This is a genomic window from Microbacterium hydrothermale, from assembly GCF_004854025.1.
GTDB classification, from domain to species: domain Bacteria; phylum Actinomycetota; class Actinomycetes; order Actinomycetales; family Microbacteriaceae; genus Microbacterium; species Microbacterium hydrothermale.
This window is the reverse complement of record NZ_STGM01000001.1, coordinates 552,965-569,909: the sequence shown is the minus strand read 5'-3', so window position 1 is coordinate 569,909 and position 16,945 is coordinate 552,965. Positions and strand designations below refer to the sequence as shown.

Genomic DNA, 16,945 nt, shown 5'->3' with positions numbered 1-16,945 from the left:
CCCCATGTCCACCCCCGCAACGACGCGGAAGACTCCCGTGAAGGCGGCCACGGCCAGCTTCATGGGCAGCGCCGTGGAGTACTACGACTTCTTCCTGTTCGGCTCGGCCGCGGCCCTCATCTTCCCGACGGTGTTCTTCCCGTCCGGCGATCAGGCGGCCCTCGTGATGTCGTTCGCCACCTTCGGCTTCGCCTACATCGCGCGTCCCGTCGGCGCCGTGATCCTCGGTCACTTCGGCGACCGCATCGGGCGGCAGAAGGTGTTGATGTTCACGCTGGTCCTGATGGGACTGTCGACGTTCATCATCGGCTGCCTCCCCGGTTTCGCGCAGATCGGCTGGTTCGCCCCGGCCCTGCTGGTGCTGTGCCGTCTCGCTCAGGGCCTGTCGGCCGCCGGCGAGCAGGCGGGCGCCTCCTCGCTCACCCTCGAGCACGCCCCGGACGGGCGTCGTTCGTTCTTCACCTCGTGGACCCTCACCGGAACCCAGGGCGGACAGATCCTCGCGGCCCTCATCTTCATCCCGGTCGTCGCCCTGCCCGACGAGATCAAGTTCTCGTGGGGCTGGCGCGTGCCGTTCTGGCTGAGCGCCGTCGTGGTCGTCGTCGCGTTCTTCATCCGACGGAGCCTGCACGAGACCCCCGAATTCGAGCAGGCGAAGGCGACCGGACAGATCGCCCGGATGCCGCTGCTCCCGCTGCTGAAGAACCACTGGCGCGATGTCCTCCGCGTCATCTGCTGCGCGTTCATCGCGGCCGTCTCGACGGTGTTCGGCACACTCGCCATCGCCTACGGCAAGGAGCAGGGTCTGGCCGCGAGCGTCACGCTGTGGCTCGTGGTGGTCGCCAACGTCGTGGCGCTGTTCACGCAGCCGCTCTTCGGCAAGCTCGCGGACCGCGTCGGACGCAAGCCGGTGTTCATCTACGGCGCGCTCTCGTCGGCGGCGTTCATGCCCTTCTACATGCTGTCGATGGGCGCGGGGAACGACCTGGTGACCTTCGGCCTCGCCGTCCTCACCTTCTCGTGCGGATACGCCGCCGCCAACGCCGTGTGGCCCTCGTTCTACGGCGAGATGTTCAGCACCCGCGTGCGTTTCTCGGGCATGGCGATCGGGACGCAGCTCGGCTTCCTGATGGCCGGTTTCGCCCCCAGCATCGTCGCCGCCCTCGGCGGGGGCGCCGCGGGCGGGTGGGTCGTCATCAGCGTCTTCACCGCGGTGATCGCGGTGATCGCCTCGGTGAGCGCGTTGACGGCGCGCGAGACCAAGGACGTCCCGACCGATCAGCTCGGTCTGGCCGCCGAACGCCGCGTGCCCGTGTCGGTCTGACCGGTACCCGAGAAGCCCCGCCTCTTCCGGGAGGCGGGGCTTCTCCGTTCTCGGAGAGGTCCTCGGGCGGGCGATGCTGGCAGAGGGGTGCGCGAGCTGGACGCGAGGCCGCGCGAGCGGTGACGTCGCCGACCGCTCAGAGAGCGCGCAGCGACCGGCTCATCGCGAGTTCGTCGCCGATCGGGCCCGTGAAGGTCTCCCCCGTCGCCACGAAACCGGCGCGTCGGTACACCGCCTGGGCTCGGGCGTTGTCGACGTGGACGTCGAGAGAGAGCGTCTCGAAGCCCCGGGCGGCGCACCACCGCGCCGCTGCGTCGAGGAGCGCGTCGATCGCTCCGCTGCCGCGGTGCGCCGGGTCGACGTAGACGCCGACGACGTCCGCGCGGTCCGCCGTCGACCGCCGCCCGGTGTGGTCGAGGTCGCCCGCGCGTCGCACCAGCACCGTGCAGGTGCCGATCCAGTCGTCTCCGCTCTCGGCCACGAACATCGCCGCGGAGTCGCCGTCCGCTCCTCCCGCCGCGCGCTCGTCCCAGAACGCCTGGTCGCGCTCGAGCTCCTGCTCGAAGGTGGTGAGGAAGGCGATGGATGCCGCGGGGTCGCTCACGGCGCGCAGGCGCAACTCGCGCACCCGGGCGCCCTCCCCGGCGCGCACGCGCCGCACGGTCGGGGCGCCGGCGCGACCGTGCGTCACGAGGCGCTCCGCGTCACGCACCGACCTCCTGGTAGGCCGCGAACAGCAGCGACTCGTCGGGTGCCTGCAGCACGGTGGGACGGGCGAGGTCGTCGAGCACGATGAAGCGCAGCATGCTGCCGCGGCTCTTCTTGTCGCGCTGCATGGTCGCCTTCAGCGTCTGGAACGCCCCGGCGCGGTAGGTCGTGGGGAGCCCGAGCGCCTCGAGCACCGTGCGGTGACGCTGGGCGACGTCGTCCGGGAGGCGCCCGGCGAGGCGCGACAGCTCCGCCGCGAAGACCATGCCGACCGAGATCGCCGCGCCGTGACGCCAGCGGTAGCGCTCGGCGTGCTCGATGGCGTGCCCGAGCGTGTGGCCGTAGTTGAGCACTTCGCGAAGCCCCGCCTCGCGCAGGTCTTCTCCGACGACGCGCGCCTTCATGTCGATCGCGAGCTCGACGCAGCGGCGGAACGCGTCGCCGCGGGGGTCGACGATCCCGGTCGGGTCGGCCTCGATCAGATCGAGGATCTCGGGATGCCAGATGAATCCGGCCTTCACCACCTCGGCGAAGCCCGCGGTCGCCTCGTTCTTCGACAGCGTGTCGAGCAGGTCGAGATCGCACACCACGGCCACCGGGGGCCAGAAGGCTCCGACGAGGTTCTTCCCCTCGGCGGTGTTGATGCCGGTCTTGCCGCCGACCGCGGCATCCACCATTCCCAGCACCGTCGTGGGCACCTGCACGAGGGCGACTCCGCGCAGCCACGTCGCGGCGACGAAACCGGCGAGGTCGGTGACCGCTCCCCCGCCGAAACCGATGACCGCGTCCGTGCGGGTGAAGTCGGCCTGGCCCATGACCTGCCAGCAGAAGGCCGCCACTTCGACGCGCTTTCCCTGCTCGGCATCCGGGATCTCGGCGAGCAGCACCTGGCGGTCGCCCATGAGCTGCGCGCGCAGCGCCTCGGCCTGGGCGGCCAGGGTCGGCGGGTGCACGATGAGCACCTTCTGCGCCGCGGGGGGCAGCTTCTCGCCGAGGGTCGCCAGCAGGCCGCGCCCGACGGTGATGTCGTAGCCGGGGTCGCCGGCGACGCTGATGGTGGTGATGTCGGTCATGATGTCTCCTCGACCTGGGGGCGTCGCGCCCAGGTCACGATGTCGTCGACGACGCGGGACAGCGGCCCCGACGACGTGTCGAAGGCGATGTCGGCGGCGGCCTCGTAGATCGGCCGCCGTTCTTCATAGATGCGCAGCCACCGCTGCGCGGGGTCCTCTCCCCCCAGGAGCGGCCGGTCGTCGCCGTGGATGCGGGAGGCCACGACCTGCGGCGACACGGTCAGCAGCACGACGCGGTGGGCGCCGAGCCGCTCCCGCGTGAGCGGGTCGAGGACCGCTCCCCCGCCGAGGGCGACGACGCCCCCGCGGCCGAGCGCCTCGACCACCGCGTCGCGTTCGAGCGCGCGGAAGTGCGCTTCGCCGTGCGCGAGGAAGAGGTCGCGGATCGGGCCGTGGTCGCGCACGACGATCTTGTCGGTGTCGCTGAACGACGCTCCGAGGGCACGCGCGACGCGTCGCCCCACGCTCGTCTTGCCGGCGCCCATCGGGCCGATCAGCACGACGGCGGGACCCGCCTCACCGCTCTCGGTCACGGGATCGCCGGCGGCGGCAGGCGCGGACGCCCGCTCAGGCGAGGTCATGCGCGAGCAACGCGGCATCCGACGCGTCGGTCGTGCGCAGCGTCCGGGGCAGGTTCGCGAGGTACGTCTCGAGGTTGCGGCGCGTCTCGGCGACGTTGTCGCCGCCGAACTTCTCGAGCACGGCGTCGGCGAGGGTCACCGCGACCATGGCCTCGGCGACCACTCCGGATGCCGGGACGGCGCACACGTCGGAGCGCTGGTGGTGCGCCGCGGCGGTGTCGCCCGTCGCGACGTCGACGGTGCGCAGGGCCTTGGGGATCGTCGCGATCGGCTTCATGCCGGCGCGCACGCGCAGGACGGTGCCGGTGGACATCCCGCCCTCGGTGCCACCCGCGCGGTCGGAGGAGCGCGTGATGCCGTCCTCGGTGGCGAACAGCTCGTCGTGCGCCTGCGAACCGCGGCGCGTCGTGGTGAGGAAGCCGTCGCCGACCTCGACGCCCTTGATCGCCTGGATGCTCATGAGCGCCTGCGCGAGGCGGGCGTCGAGGCGCCGGTCCCACTGCACGTGGGAGCCGAGCCCCGGGGGCAGACCGTACGCGAGCACCTCGACGATGCCGCCGAGCGTGTCGCCCGCCTTCTTCGCGTCGTCGACCTCGGCGACCATCGCCGCGCTGGTCTCGGCGTGGAAGCACCGCAGCGGGTCGGCGTCGAGGCGGTCGACGTCGTCGGGCGTGGGCAGATCCGCGTCGTCGGGAACGCGCAGGGGCCCGATGGAGAGCGTGTGGCTGACGAGGCGGATGCCGAGCTCGCCGAGGAACGAGCGGGCCACCGCACCGAGCGCGACGCGCGCGGCCGTCTCGCGGGCCGAGGCGCGCTCGAGGATGGGACGCGCCTCGTCGAAGCCGTACTTCTGCATGCCGACGAGGTCGGCGTGGCCGGGGCGGGGGCGCGTGAGGGCCGCGCCACGACCGCGCGAGCGGTCGGACAGCTCGACGGGCTCGGGGCTCATGACCTCGGTCCACTTCGGCCACTCGGTGTTGCCGATGCGCAGCGCGATCGGGCTGCCGATCGTGAAGCCGTGCACGACACCCGCCGAGAGGGTGAGCTCGTCCTCTTCGAACTTCATGCGCGAGCCGCGGCCGTAGCCGAGCCGACGGCGCGCAAGTTCGGCGCGGATCTGGGCCGAGGAGACGGGGACACCGGCCGGCATCCCCTCCATGAGGGCGATCAGTTCGGGGCCGTGGGACTCGCCGGCGGTGAAGACGCGAAGCATTCGTCTAGTCTCCCATGAGCGCGATGCGCATTGCGGCCAGCACCTCGTCGTCGCGCCGGAGCGGCCGGGAGGCGTCGCCCGTGACGAACAGCCGCACCTGCAGCAGCGCCTGGTGCAGCAGCATGGTCAGCCCGTCGTGCGCGGGGACGCCCGCCCGCTCCCACGCGAGCGCGAGGGGTGTCGGCCAGCCGCCGTAGACGACGTCGACGAGGGGCCCCGACGCGGATGCCAGGGGCCCGGCGAGAGCGCCGAGGTCGGTGCCGCCGGGAAACGCCGCGATCGTCGCGTCGACGGAGACCGGGTCGGGGGCGTCGAGGGTCGTCGCGCGCACGGTGACGCCGAGGCGGGCGCCGATCGCCACCAGGGGCGCGGCCGCATCGGGGCGGCGGGCGCGCACATCGATGTCGACCGCTCCGGCGCGCGCGGCCGCGACGACGGCGGAGGTCGCGGTCGCCCCCGCCCCCAGGACGCGTACGCGCTGCGGTCGCCGCACGCCGATCTCCTCGAGGGCGCGGGCGAGTCCCCCGACGTCGGTGTTGAACCCGTGCGGGCCGTCGTCGGTGAGGAGGTAGGTGTTGACGGCACCGGTGAGGCGGGCGTCGTCGTCGAGGGTCGCGGCTCGGGCCGCCGCCGCGTGCTTCAGCGGCATCGTCAGCGACAGGCCGCGCCAGGTGGCATCCATCCCGTCCAGCTCCGCGGCGAAGCCGGCCTCGTCCACGCGTCGACGCCCGTACTCCCAGTCGAGCCCGAGCACGCCGTAGGCCGCGGCGTGGAGCCGGGGCGACCGCGAGTGCGCGATCGGGTCGCCCCAGACCTCCAGCCGGGTGCGGTCGGTCAGCATCCGCCGTCGGGGTTGTCGCGGCACCACGCGCGGAACTGTTCCACGGCCTTCAGCTGGTCGGCGTAGGTCGTCGAGAAGACCGTCTCGCCCGTGGCGAGGTTGACCGTCGTGAAGTAGTACCACGGTCCGTCCACCGGCTTCATGGCGGCGTCGATCGCGAGATCACCCGGGTTGGCGATGGGGCCCACGGGCAGACCCGGTCGGATGTAGGTGTTCCACGGGTTGTCGCTGGTGAGCGCGTTCTCGGACGACGACGACGAACCGGCATCCAGTTCTCCGGCGCCGTACTGGGCCGTCGAGTCCATCTGCAGCAGACCGTGGGTCTCGGTGTTGTCGGGCTGCAGGCGGTTCTCGATCACGCGCGAGACCTTGTAGAAGTCCTCGCTGCTGCGCGCTTCGCGCTCGATGATCGAGGCGATAATGAGGATGCGTTCGCGGTCGGATGCGGGAACCCCCGCGGTGTCGAGCGACTGGATGGTGCGCTGCACCATGCGCTCGATGACCTGCTGAGCGGTGACCCCCTCGTCGAAGTCGTACGTCGCCGGGAAGATCCAGCCCTCGAGCGTCGAGGCGGGGACGCCGTAGACCGAGGGATCGGCGACGGCGGTGTCGAGATCGGCGCGCGGGATGCTCAGCTGCTCGGAGATGACGTCGAGCGATTGCTTCAGCGTCAGTCCCTCGCGCAGCTGCACGGAGTAGTCCAGGCGGCTCGCGGGGTCGCGGAGCGCCGCGAGCACCGCCTCGGAAGTCATCTGCTGCTGCAGCTTGTAGACGCCGGGCTGGAACGTGAAGGCGACGGAGTTGTCGACCATGTACTTGTAGAGCGAGTTCGACGCCTTCGTGACGCCGGCGTCGAACAGCTTCGGCGAGACCGATTCCCCGGTGTCGCCCGAGACGATGGTGATGCGGGCTTCGCCGGTGGCCTGGCCCGCCTCGTAGTCGAGGGGCTCGCCGTTGCCGAGGAAGGCCTGGATGCGATCGCCGTAGGTGTTCCACACGGCCAGGCCCCCCGCCGCGGCGCCGCCGAGAAGCACGAGCACGACGACGAGGGCGATCCAGCCGCCGACGCGACGGCGCTTCTTCGGGGCGCGCGGGGCGGTGTGCCCGATCTCGTGGGTGGTGGTCTCCCCGGTGAAGAGGTCTTCGAGAGAGCCCGACGACACGCCTCCCCCGGTCGCTCCGGTGCGCGCGGTGGCGGCGCCCACGAGAGCGGGCTCGGAGCGATGCGCGGCCTCGGCCCGCGGGCCACCGTCGGCGGGCGACGGCTGCGGCGCGGGGGCCGGCGAGGTCGTGCCGGCCGCGGCCGGCTGCGAGGTCGGGGTGCGTCGGGGGCCGGGGGCAGCGGCATCCGCTTCACCCGCGGGGAACGGGGATGCCGCGGCGGCGGGCGCCGTGGGCTCGGTCGCGCGCGGGGCCGGGGTGGGGGCGGCGGCGGGGGGCTCGGTTGCGCGCGGGGCCGGGGTGGGCTCGGGCGCGGACGTGCGGGGTGCGGCGGTCGGAGCCGCCGACGACGGCTCGGCGGTGCGCGCGGGCTCCGCAGCGTTCCCTGCGCCGGAGGCGACAGCGGGCGCATCGCCCTCGCGACGCGCGGCGTCGACGCGCGGGGCCGGGGTGGCGTCGGAGGATGCCGTGCCGGTGGGGCCCGTCTGCGCGCGACGGGCTTCCCGCGCCGCTCGGCGGGAGGGAGGAGCGTCGCTCGCCGAGCCGTCGGCCGAGCGCGCACCGGTGCGCGGATCGGGAAGACGGCTGTACAGATCGGCGAAGGGATCGTTCTCGGGGGGCTGATTCTCGGGCATCGTCAGGCGGGCTCCTGTCCCGGTGATACGGCGGGTCCGGCCGGCTCGCCGGACTGTCGCTCCACGTCGAGCGCCTGCTGCAGCAGAACCACAGCGGCGACTTGATCCACAATGCTACGAGAGTCGCGCTGGGAACGTCCTGCCTCCCGAAGCACCCCGTGCGCCGACACGGTGCTCAGGCGCTCGTCGACGAGGCGCACCGGCATGGGCAGCGCCGCCGCGAGCTCCGTCGCGAAGCGACGCGCGTCGGTGGTCGACGGGGTGTCCTCCCCGCGCAGGTTGAGCGGGAGCCCCACGAGCACCTCGAACGCCTCGTACTCGGTCGCGAGGGCGACGATGCGGCGCACGGGCTCCCCCTTGCGGGGAACCGTCTCGACCGGCACGGCGAGCACCCCGTCGGGATCGGAGCGGGCGACGCCCACGCGGGCGCGCCCGACATCGATCCCCAGACGGATGCCGCGTCGGAACTCCGTCACGCCGTGGTCGCCCGCACGTCGGCCACGATGCCCTCCAGCGCCTGCGGCAGGGCAGCGGCATCCGTTCCGCCTCCCTGCGCGACGTCGGGGCGACCGCCGCCGCCGCCGCCGAGCGTGGCGGCCGCGGCCTTCGCGAGAGCGCCGGCGGCGAGACCGCGCTCGCGCGCGGCGTCGTTGGTGACGACGACGACCGTCGCGCGGCCCCCCGCCACCGAGCCGAGCGCGACGACGGCGGGGTCGCTGCCGAGCCGATCGCGCACCTGCAGGGCCAGGGAGCGCACGTCGTCGGCCGACGCGCCCTCGCCGAGGCTCTGCGCCACGACCTTGACGGTGCCGACGGCCACGGCCGACTCCACCAGTTGCGGCAGTCGACCGGTCAGGGCCTGCGCCTCGAAGGCGGCGATCTTCTTCTCGGCGGCCTTCAGGCTGGCCGCGAGCTCACTGATGCGGGTCGTGAGCTGCTCGCGCGGGGTCTTGAGCGACGTCGACAGCTGCGAGACGATCGCGCGCTCGGCGGCGAGGTCGCGGAAGGCGTCGAGTCCCACGAGGGCTTCGACGCGACGGTTCGACGCGCCCACGGACTGCTCGCCGACGAGGTTGACCAGACCGATCTCGGAGCTGCGGGCGACGTGCGTGCCACCGCACAGCTCGCGCGACCACGGACCCCCGATGTCGACCATGCGCACGGTGTCGCCGTACTTCTCACCGAACAGCGCCATGGCGCCGGCGGCCTTGGCCTCGTCGAGCGACATGACCCGCGTGGTCACCTCGAGGTTGTCGCGCACGGCGTTGTTGGCGATGTCCTCGATCTCGGTGCGGGTCTCGCTCGAGAGCGCGGACCCCCAGCTGAAGTCGAATCGCATGTAGCCGGCGCGGTTGAGCGATCCGGTCTGCGTCGCGGTCTTGCCGAGGGTGTCGCGGATCGCCGCGTGCACGAGGTGCGTGGCGGTGTGGGCCTGCTGCGCGGCGTGGCGGTTGAGCCCGTCGACGACTGTCGTGGCGGGGGCGCCCACCGAGACCTCGCCGGTGGTGACCTCGACAGTGTGGCTCACGAGGCCCGGGACGGGACGCTGCACGTCGAGCACCTCGAGCTCGTAGCCGGGTCCCACGATGACGCCCTTGTCGGCGACCTGGCCGCCCGACTCGGCGTACAGGGCGGTCTCGGCGAGGATGACCTCGGCGATCTGGCCCTCCGAAGCGCGGTCGGTCCCCTGTCCCTGGACCAGGATGCCGAGCACCTTCGACTCCGTCTGCAGCTCGGTGTAGCCGGTGAACACCGTCTCACCGAGCGCGCGGAACTCGCGGTACGCGCTCTGGTCGGCGATCGCTCCCTTGCGGGCGCGGGCGTCGGCCTTGGCGCGCGTGCGCTGCTCCTGCATGAGGGTGTCGAACGCCGCGCGGTCGACGCTCAGCCCGGCCTCTTCGGCGATCTCGAGCGTGAGGTCGATCGGGAAGCCGTAGGTGTCGTGCAGCAGGAACGCCTCGGAGCCCGAGAGCGTCGAGCCGCCGCCGTTCTTGGCCTCGGCGACCGACTGGTCGAGGATGGCGGATCCCGCCGCGAGGGTGCGCAGGAACGTCTGCTCCTCGGCGATGGCGTAGGCCGAGAGGCGGGCGTAGTCCGCCTCGACCTCGGGGTACGACTCCTTCATCGCGTCGCGCGAGGCGGCGAACAGCTCGGGGAAGGTCGCGCCCTCCACGCCGAGCAGGCGCATCGAGCGGATCGCGCGGCGCATGATGCGCCGCAGGATGTAGCCGCGGCCCTCGTTCGAGGGGGTGACGCCGTCGGCGAGCAGCATGAGCGAGGAGCGCACGTGGTCGGCGACGATGCGCAGGCGCACGTCGTCCTCGTGGGATTCGGCGCCGTAGGCCTTGCCCGCCAGCTTCGCCGCGAGATCGAGCACGGGGCGCACCTGGTCGGTCTCGTACATGTTGTCGACGCCCTGCTTGATGAACGCGATGCGCTCGAGGCCCATGCCGGTGTCGATGTTCTTCGCGGGGAGTTCGCCGACGATGTCGAAGTCGTACTTCGAGCGCACGTTCGTGATCTCGTACTGCATGAACACGAGGTTCCAGATCTCGACGTAGCGGTCGTCGTCGGTGGCGGGGCCCCCGTCGATGCCGTAGTCCGGGCCGCGGTCGAAGAAGATCTCCGAGCAGGGGCCCGCGGGGCCCGGAAGACCCGTCGACCAGTAGTTGGTGTCCTTGCCGAGACGCTGGATGCGGTCTTCGGGCAGGGTGCTCAGCTTCAGCCAGAGGTCGTGCGCCTCGTCATCCTCTTCGTAGACGGTGACCCAGAGGTCCTTCGGGTCGAAGGCCAGGCCGCCCTCGGACTCCGGCGCGGTGAGGAGTTCCCACGCGAAGCGGATCGCGTCCTCCTTGAAGTAATCGCCGAACGACCAGTTGCCCAGCATCTGGAAGAAGGTGCCGTGGCGCGGGGTCTTGCCGACCTCTTCGATGTCGTTGGTGCGGATGCACTTCTGCACGTCCGCGGCCCGCGGGTAGGGCGGGGGAACGACACCGCTCAGGTACGGGATGAAGGGCACCATGCCCGCCACGGTGAACAGCAGGGCCGGATCGTCGGTGACGAGCGAGGCCGACGGGACGATCGTGTGGTTCTTCTTCTCGAAGAAGTCGAGGAAGCGCTGGGCGATCTCGGCGGTTTTCATGGCGGGTCTTTCCGTGGGCGTGCGATGGCCGCCCCCGGTCTTCGGGGGCGGGATGCCGGGGAGGTCAGTCGGTCGAGGAGGCCGCGGTCTTCGCGGAGGCGGCGGCGTCGCCGATCGCCTCGGAGGCCCGGTCGACCGCGGAGGCGGTGACGCCCTTGGCGTCGTCGATGATCTCCGACAGGCGGGTCTCCTGCTGGTGGTAGGCGTCGCTCATGTGGTCGGTGAATTCCCCGATCCGGGAGTCGAGCTGGGCGAGCAACTCCTGACCGCGGGGGTCCTTGTTGACGAGATGGGCGGCGACGAATCCGCCGGCGATCCCCAGCGCGAACCAGAAGAGGCTTTTCACGATCAACGACTTCTTCCTCGAGGCGACGCCGCGGTCGCGGCATCCTTCATCGTAGGCGACGGCCGTTGTGTGGCGCATGAAGCCGCCCGGTGCGGTCCGTATCCGCTGCCTCCGACAGTGGATTGCGCCGCGGGTCGTACTTCCCCGGCGCCGAGCGTCGCCCTCCGCGATCGCCTGCCCGCGCTGTCGCGTGCACAACTCCTGCGATATGGCGGCGTACGGCCCGCAGCCGGGCCCCGTGCGTTGTTTCTGCAGGAGTTGTGCCGGGGGCGTGGCGCCGGCGCGGGCCGCCGGGTGGCGGGATCGCCGGGCTCGCCTTCGGGTGGGGCGGGGCGGTCGGACAGGGCGCAGGAGTTCGTCGCTCTGTCCGGCCGGACGGCGGGGCGGCGGCGGTGTCGCGTGCACAACTCCTGCGTTGTGGCGGCGCGCGGCCCACGGCCGGGCTCCGGTTCTGCCGGAGTTGTGCCGGGTCGTGGCGCCGCCGCGGGCCGTCGGTGGGAGGGGGCGCCGGGCCCGGCCGCGGCTGCGGGTGGGGGCGCGCGGTGGGACACAGCGCAGGATTTCGTCGCGCTGTCGGGCCGGATGGTGGGGCGGGCGGCGCTGTCGCGCGCACAACTCCTGCATTGTGTCCGCCATAGGCCCGCTGCGGGGCCCTGCGCGCCGATTCTGCCGGAGTTGTGCCGGTGACGGGCATCCGGCCGCGCGAAAGCGTGACCGGGAACGACATCCGGCCGCGCGGGAGCTCGACCGGGAACGACATCCGGCCGCGCGAGAGCGCGATCGGGAACGACGAAGGGCGCCGGGAGAATCCGACGCCCTTCGTGTGCTCGCTGGGATCAGCGGGCGGCGTAGTACTCGACGACGAGCTGCACGTCACACGTGACGGGCACCTCGGCGCGCTTGGGGCGACGCACGAGCTTGGCCTGGAGCGTCGACAGGTCGACCTCGAGGTAACCGGGAACGGGGGGCAGCACCTCGGCGTGCCCGCCGGCGGCGGCGACCTGGAAGGGCTCGAGGCCCTCGCTCTTCGGCTTGACGTGGATCTGCTGGCCCGGCTTCACGCGGAACGACGGGCGGTCCACGAGCTGGCCGTCGACCATGATGTGGCGGTGCACCACGAGCTGGCGAGCCTGCGCGGTGGTGCGGGCGAAGCCCGAACGCACGACGAGGGCGTCCAGACGCATCTCGAGCAGCTCGACCAGGTTCTCACCGGTCAGGCCGTCGGTGCGGCGGGCCTCGTTGAACGCGATGCGCAGCTGCTTCTCGCGGATGCCGTACTGCTCACGCAGACGCTGCTTCTCACGCAGACGGACGGCGTAGTCGCTGTCGGCCTTGCGCTTGGTGCGGCCGTGCTCGCCGGGAGCGTAGGGACGCTTCTCGAGGTAGCGGGCGGCCTTGGGGGTGAGCGCGACGCCGAGGGCGCGCGACAGACGCACCTTGCGGCGGTCCTGAGACTTCGTGGTCACGAAGTTCTCCTTCCGATGACGCGGCCGCGCCTTTCGCGGCTCGCGGGCGTATCGCCCCCTTCCGCCCGGTCCGGGGCGCACGCCGGGGCGCACCGGATGGTGATCACAGAAAGGAGGGGATGCCCGAAAACCCTGTTTCGAGCCGGTTCATGGTATCAGAGAGCCCTGCGTGCCCGCCGGGTGCTCACGGGCCGTCGAGGATGCGGCGGATCTTCTCGAGCCGCGCGGAGACGTCGCGCTCCGTGCCGTGGGTGGTCGGCTCGTAGTACCGGCGTCCGCGCAGCTCGTCGGGGAGGTACTGCTGGGCGACGATGCCGATCTCGCTGTCGTGCGCGTACTTGTAGCCCTTGCCGTGCCCGAGTCGCTTGGCCCCCGGGTAATGGGCGTCGCGCAGATGCATCGGCACCCGCCCGAACCCTCCGGCGCGCACGTCGGCGATCGCGGCGTTGATGGCGTTGTACGCGGCGTTCGACTTGGCGGTGGTGGCGAGGTAGATCGTGGCCTCGGCGAGCGGGATGCGCCCCTCGGGCATGCCGATGAAGGCGACGGCGTCGGCGGCGGCGACCGCGATCTGCAGGGCCTGCGGATCGGCCATGCCGATGTCTTCGGCGGCCGAGATCACGAGGCGCCGCGCGATGAAGCGCGGGTCCTCCCCCGCCTCGATCATCCGCGCCAGGTAGTGGATCGCGGCATCCGCGTCGGATCCGCGCACCGACTTGATGAACGCGCTGATCACGTCGTAATGCTCGTCGCCCTGGCGGTCGTAGCGCAGCAGCGCGCGGTCGACGGCCTGGGCGATGTGGTCGGCGGTGATGACGGGGGTCTCGGTCTCAGGCAGGACGAACGGCGATCCGTCGTCTTCGTCCTCGTCTTCGTCGTGCTCCGCCGACGCGCTGTCCGCCGACGCCGTGCCGACCGCTCCGGCATCGTCTCCCGCGACCGACGCGGCCGCCTCGAGGGCGGTCAGAGCACGGCGGGCGTCGCCCGACGCGAGGCGCACGAGGGCCGCGCGCGCGTCGTCGTCGAGGACGACGCGGCCGCCGAGACCGCGGGGGTCGCTCACGGCGCGGTCGACGAGGGCGCCGAGGTCGTCGTCGCCGAGCGGGCGCAGCGTCAGCAGCAGAGAGCGGGACAGCAGCGGGGAGATGACCGAGAACGAGGGGTTCTCGGTGGTCGCGGCGATCAGCACGACCCAGCCGTTCTCGACCCCGGGCAGCAGCGCGTCTTGCTGCGCCTTGGTGAACCGGTGGATCTCGTCGAGGAACAGGATGGTCGACTGCCCGTAGAGGTCGCGCTGGGTCAGGGCCTCCTGCATGACCTCGCGGACGTCTTTCACCCCGGCGGTGATGGCCGAAAGCTCGACGAAACGGCGCCCCGACGAGCGGGCGATCGCCTGCGCGAGCGTGGTCTTGCCGGTGCCGGGCGGACCCCACAGGATGACCGAGACCGCCGATCCGGATGCCGAGGAGTCGGTGGTCGCGAGGGTGACCAGCGGCGAGCCGGGGCGGAGCAGATGACCCTGGCCCGCGACTTCGTCGAGACTCACCGGCCGCATGCGGACAGCGAGCGGGGTCTGGCCCTGGAAGAGCGCGGAGGAAGGGGTCACCCGTCCAGGCTAATCGTGGGTTCCGACACCGGTCGTCGTGCGGGGTGAGGCGCGACGGCGCCCTTTGTAGGATCGGGGTGCCCGGTGACGGGCGGAGGAGGTCGATGTGGCGACGCGCGGGAAAGACCGGCAGACGCGGGCGCAGCGGGAACGTGCTCGCGCCTACCAGGTGCGGTTGGCGCTGCACGAGCGCCAGGGGCGTCGTCGCCGGCGCGACAACGTGCTCGCCGTCGTGATCGGTCTGGTCGTGATCGCGGGTGCGATCGCCACGCAGACCGTCTATTACGCCGCCGGCCCGGGAGCCCCCGCTCCGACGCAGAGCCCTGCCCCGACCTCTCCCGCGACGGATGCCCCGTCGTCCTCGCCCGCGCCGACGCCCTGATCGACGCGACCGAGGCGTCGGGTCGCGAGCCGCGCATCCCCGCGTGACGCCGCACGTCTCGGTCCTGTGAGGGCGCGGCCGCTCGTACTAGGCTCGGAGGGTCCTTCTCCCCCAGGCGGTCCTGCCGCGATGAGGTGCTACCCGTGACTTCCGTTCCCTCCCCCGAGACCTCCGACCCGCGCGACGACGCGAGCGCCCCCGAGGTCGATCCCGCCACGACCGAGGTCGTGGCCGACGCGACGGATGCCGAGGCCCCCGCGTCCGCGCACGCCGAGACGGTCGACGACACGGCGGATGCCGAGACGCCGGCCGAGGCCCCCGCCGACGAGGCGGAGACCACCGCCGCCGAGCCGCAGGCCGACGAGCCCGAGGTCGCGACCGCGTCGTCGGACGCCGAGACCACGGACGCGGACGCCGCCAGCGTAGATGCCGACACCGCGGATGCCGCGAACGCAAACGCCGCCACTGCGGCTGACGAGACCGCGGATGCCGCGGACGCCGAGACGCCCTCCACGGCGGAGCCCGCCACCGACACGGCCGCGGCACCGCAGCCGGCGGCCCGCCCCGTTCCGGGTGCGCGCATCCCCGGTCCTCCCCCCGGCGCGAAGGCGTCCAAGACGGTGTCCGAGCCGTGGGGCCGCGTCGACGACGAGGGCACGGTCTCCGTCCGCGAGGCGGACGGATGGCGTGTCGTGGGCCAGTACCCCGACGGCACTCCCGCAGAGGCCCTCGCCTACTTCCAGCGCAAGTTCGCGGATCTGGCCGGCGAGGTGACGCTTCTCGAGACCCGTCACCGTCGCGGCGGTGCATCGGCATCCGACCTCCGGTCCACGGCGAAGACGCTCCGCTCCAAGCTCGACGGTGCTGCCGCGGTGGGCGACCTCGCCGCGCTGATCGCCCGGGTCGACGCCCTCACGGGCGAGCTCGCCGAGGCGAGCGAGACCGAGGCGGTCGCCGCGAAGCAGGCTTCCGAGGAGGCCGTGCGCGAGCGCACCGCGATCGTCGAGGAGGCAGAGGCCCTCGCCTCGCGCGACCCCCAATCGGTGCAGTGGAAGCAGATGACGGCCGACATGGCGGCGCTGTTCGACCGCTGGCAGGCGCACCAGCAGAACGGACCGCGCCTGTCGAAGTCCACGGCGCAGCAGCTGTGGCGTCGTTTCCGCGACGCCCGTGCGACCGTCGACCGGCACCGCCGCGAGTTCTTCTCGTCCCTCGACGAGACGCACAAGGCCGCGCGCGAGGCGAAGACCCGCCTCGTCGAGCGGGCCGAGGCCCTGGCCCCGCGCGGCGAAGACGGCATCGGCGCGTACCGCGACCTCCTCGACGCGTGGAAGGCCTCCGGACGCGCCGGCCGCAAGGTCGACGACGCGCTGTGGGCCCGCTTCAAGGCCGCCGGTGACGCGCTGTACGGCGCGCGCATCGAGCGTGAGTCGGCGGACGCCGAGGCCTCGAAGGAGAAGATCGAGCAGAAGCGCGCTCTGCTGGAGCAGGCCGCGCCGATCGTCGACGAGAAGAACCTCGCGACGGCCCGTCAGAAGCTCACCGCGATCCAGCGGCAGTGGGACGAGATCGGTCGCATCTTCCCCCGCGACAAGGAGCGCGCCCTCGACGACGAGCTCCGCAAGATCGAGCAGAGCGTGCGTACGCGCGAGGACGCCGACTGGAAGCGCAACGACCCCGAGCAGAAGGCGCGCGCGAACGACATGACGCGTCAGCTCACCGACGCGATCGACAAGCTCGAGGCCGAGCTCGCCGACGCCGAGGCCCGCGGTGACAAGCGCGCCGCGGCGCAGGCATCGGAAGCCCTCGAGGCGCGTCGCACCTGGCTGCGCGCACTCGGCGGCTGACCGCTCTCCACAGATCCGACGGTCAGCCGTCACGGGCGACACCGCCCCGCCACACTGGCGGGATGGTGTCGCCCTTCCTGTTCTTCGCCGACGAGCGCCTCTCCCTCCCCGAGCTGACCGCCGCGTGCCTCGATGGCGCCCTGGTGCCGCTCGGCGAGGGGTTCATGCCCGCCGATGCCGCCGAGACCCCCTGGATGCGCGCGCGCAGCCTCCGGCCCCTGCTCGAGGGGCGGTGGGCGGCGGTGCGGCTGTCAGCGGCGTGGGTGCACGGCGCGATCCCCGTCGAGCCGGTCGCCCATCACCTCCAGCGAGCTCGTGACGCCCGCGTTCGCGCGGGGCGCGACCCGCGAGCGGTCTATCACGACGTGCGCCTGCCTCCGGAAGACACGGTCGCGATCGGCGGGGTGCCGCTCAGCACGCGACCGCGGACGCTCGCCGATCTCGCGCGATCCGCCGACGAGGTCGAAGCCGCCGTCGCGCGGGCGTGGGCGCACCGCGAGCCCGGCGTGGCTCAGGATGCCGCGGCCTGGCTCTCACGGCATCCCCGCTTCCCGCACGTGCACCGGGCGACGCGTCTGCTGCGAGCGGCGCGGACGGAGCCGCGCGACCCGTGACGGATG

The 16,945-nt window shown here is 72.4% G+C and carries 15 protein-coding genes; 4 read left to right on the top strand and 11 right to left on the bottom strand.

Annotated features, from left to right (window positions below; genetic code table 11):
- Positions 1 to 4: 4 nt before the first annotated feature.
- Positions 5 to 1,324, top strand: a complete 1,320-nt coding sequence (locus FB047_RS02765) for an MFS transporter (protein ID WP_136585676.1) — start codon at positions 5 to 7, stop codon at positions 1,322 to 1,324.
- A 136-nt stretch (positions 1,325 to 1,460) separates the two neighbouring features.
- On the opposite strand, the gene FB047_RS02760 is transcribed toward FB047_RS02765, so the two are convergent.
- From FB047_RS02760 to FB047_RS02710, 11 genes are all read right to left on the bottom strand, one after another.
- On the bottom strand, positions 1,461 to 2,015 hold the full coding sequence (locus tag FB047_RS02760) for a GNAT family N-acetyltransferase (protein ID WP_205822597.1): 555 nt from the start codon (positions 2,013 to 2,015) through the stop codon (positions 1,461 to 1,463).
- Between the two features lie 13 nt (positions 2,016 to 2,028).
- A complete protein-coding gene (aroB, locus tag FB047_RS02755; RefSeq protein WP_136585675.1) occupies positions 2,029 to 3,105 on the bottom strand; it encodes a 3-dehydroquinate synthase in 1,077 nt (358 codons plus the stop codon).
- The gene (locus FB047_RS02750; RefSeq protein ID WP_240752568.1) at positions 3,102 to 3,590 is read right to left on the bottom strand and encodes a shikimate kinase; all 489 of its coding nucleotides are present in this window, start codon (positions 3,588 to 3,590) and stop codon (positions 3,102 to 3,104) included. The genes aroB and FB047_RS02750 overlap by 4 nt, the downstream gene beginning before the upstream one ends.
- 82 nt (positions 3,591 to 3,672) lie before the next feature.
- Positions 3,673 to 4,899 carry a chorismate synthase gene (gene aroC / locus FB047_RS02745; RefSeq protein ID WP_136585673.1) on the bottom strand — a complete coding sequence of 409 codons (1,227 nt, stop codon included), beginning with the start codon at positions 4,897 to 4,899 and terminating at the stop codon, positions 3,673 to 3,675.
- A gap of 4 nt (positions 4,900 to 4,903) precedes the next feature.
- Positions 4,904 to 5,764: a shikimate dehydrogenase gene (locus FB047_RS02740; RefSeq protein WP_338095109.1), complete on the bottom strand. Its 861-nt coding sequence runs from the start codon at positions 5,762 to 5,764 to the stop codon at positions 4,904 to 4,906.
- Positions 5,734 to 7,536 carry an endolytic transglycosylase MltG gene (gene mltG / locus FB047_RS02735; protein WP_136585671.1) on the bottom strand — a complete coding sequence of 601 codons (1,803 nt, stop codon included), beginning with the start codon at positions 7,534 to 7,536 and terminating at the stop codon, positions 5,734 to 5,736. Before mltG ends, FB047_RS02740 begins: the two co-directional genes overlap by 31 nt.
- 2 nt (positions 7,537 to 7,538) lie before the next feature.
- Entirely contained in the window at positions 7,539 to 8,012 is a 474-nt protein-coding gene (gene ruvX / locus FB047_RS02730) for a Holliday junction resolvase RuvX (RefSeq protein ID WP_136585670.1), read from the bottom strand.
- On the bottom strand, positions 8,009 to 10,678 hold the full coding sequence (gene alaS, locus FB047_RS02725; protein ID WP_136585669.1) for an alanine--tRNA ligase: 2,670 nt from the start codon (positions 10,676 to 10,678) through the stop codon (positions 8,009 to 8,011). The genes ruvX and alaS overlap by 4 nt, the downstream gene beginning before the upstream one ends.
- Before the next feature lie 64 nt (positions 10,679 to 10,742).
- Positions 10,743 to 11,024 (bottom strand): ATPase, encoded by a 282-nt coding sequence (locus tag FB047_RS02720; protein ID WP_136585668.1) that lies wholly within the window; start codon positions 11,022 to 11,024, stop codon positions 10,743 to 10,745.
- 836 nt (positions 11,025 to 11,860) lie between these two features.
- Positions 11,861 to 12,490 (bottom strand): 30S ribosomal protein S4, encoded by a 630-nt coding sequence (gene rpsD / locus FB047_RS02715; protein WP_076675537.1) that lies wholly within the window; start codon positions 12,488 to 12,490, stop codon positions 11,861 to 11,863.
- Positions 12,491 to 12,674: 184 nt separating this feature from the next.
- Positions 12,675 to 14,096 carry a replication-associated recombination protein A gene (locus tag FB047_RS02710; protein ID WP_136585667.1) on the bottom strand — a complete coding sequence of 474 codons (1,422 nt, stop codon included), beginning with the start codon at positions 14,094 to 14,096 and terminating at the stop codon, positions 12,675 to 12,677.
- A gap of 106 nt (positions 14,097 to 14,202) precedes the next feature.
- On the opposite strand from FB047_RS02710, the gene FB047_RS02705 reads away from it, so the two are divergent.
- From FB047_RS02705 to FB047_RS02695, 3 genes are all read left to right on the top strand, one after another.
- Positions 14,203 to 14,478 carry a DUF3597 domain-containing protein gene (locus FB047_RS02705; RefSeq protein ID WP_136585666.1) on the top strand — a complete coding sequence of 92 codons (276 nt, stop codon included), beginning with the start codon at positions 14,203 to 14,205 and terminating at the stop codon, positions 14,476 to 14,478.
- Positions 14,479 to 14,621: 143 nt separating this feature from the next.
- Positions 14,622 to 16,325 carry a DUF349 domain-containing protein gene (locus FB047_RS02700; protein ID WP_136585665.1) on the top strand — a complete coding sequence of 568 codons (1,704 nt, stop codon included), beginning with the start codon at positions 14,622 to 14,624 and terminating at the stop codon, positions 16,323 to 16,325.
- Between the two features lie 62 nt (positions 16,326 to 16,387).
- On the top strand, positions 16,388 to 16,939 hold the full coding sequence (locus FB047_RS02695) for a hypothetical protein (protein WP_136585664.1): 552 nt from the start codon (positions 16,388 to 16,390) through the stop codon (positions 16,937 to 16,939).
- Positions 16,940 to 16,945 lie beyond the last annotated feature (6 nt).

Excerpts from the sequence above, each read along its gene's own strand:
- FB047_RS02765 (WP_136585676.1), top strand. The coding sequence starts at position 5 with ATGTCCACCCCCGCAACGACGCGGAAGACTCCCGTGAAGGCGGCCACG.
- aroB (WP_136585675.1), bottom strand. The coding sequence starts at position 3,105 with ATGACCGACATCACCACCATCAGCGTCGCCGGCGACCCCGGCTACGAC.
- FB047_RS02750 (WP_240752568.1), bottom strand. The coding sequence starts at position 3,590 with ATGGGCGCCGGCAAGACGAGCGTGGGGCGACGCGTCGCGCGTGCCCTC.
- aroC (WP_136585673.1), bottom strand. The coding sequence starts at position 4,899 with ATGCTTCGCGTCTTCACCGCCGGCGAGTCCCACGGCCCCGAACTGATC.
- mltG (WP_136585671.1), bottom strand. The coding sequence starts at position 7,536 with ATGCCCGAGAATCAGCCCCCCGAGAACGATCCCTTCGCCGATCTGTAC.
- alaS (WP_136585669.1), bottom strand. The coding sequence starts at position 10,678 with ATGAAAACCGCCGAGATCGCCCAGCGCTTCCTCGACTTCTTCGAGAAG.
- FB047_RS02695 (WP_136585664.1), top strand. The coding sequence starts at position 16,388 with ATGGTGTCGCCCTTCCTGTTCTTCGCCGACGAGCGCCTCTCCCTCCCC.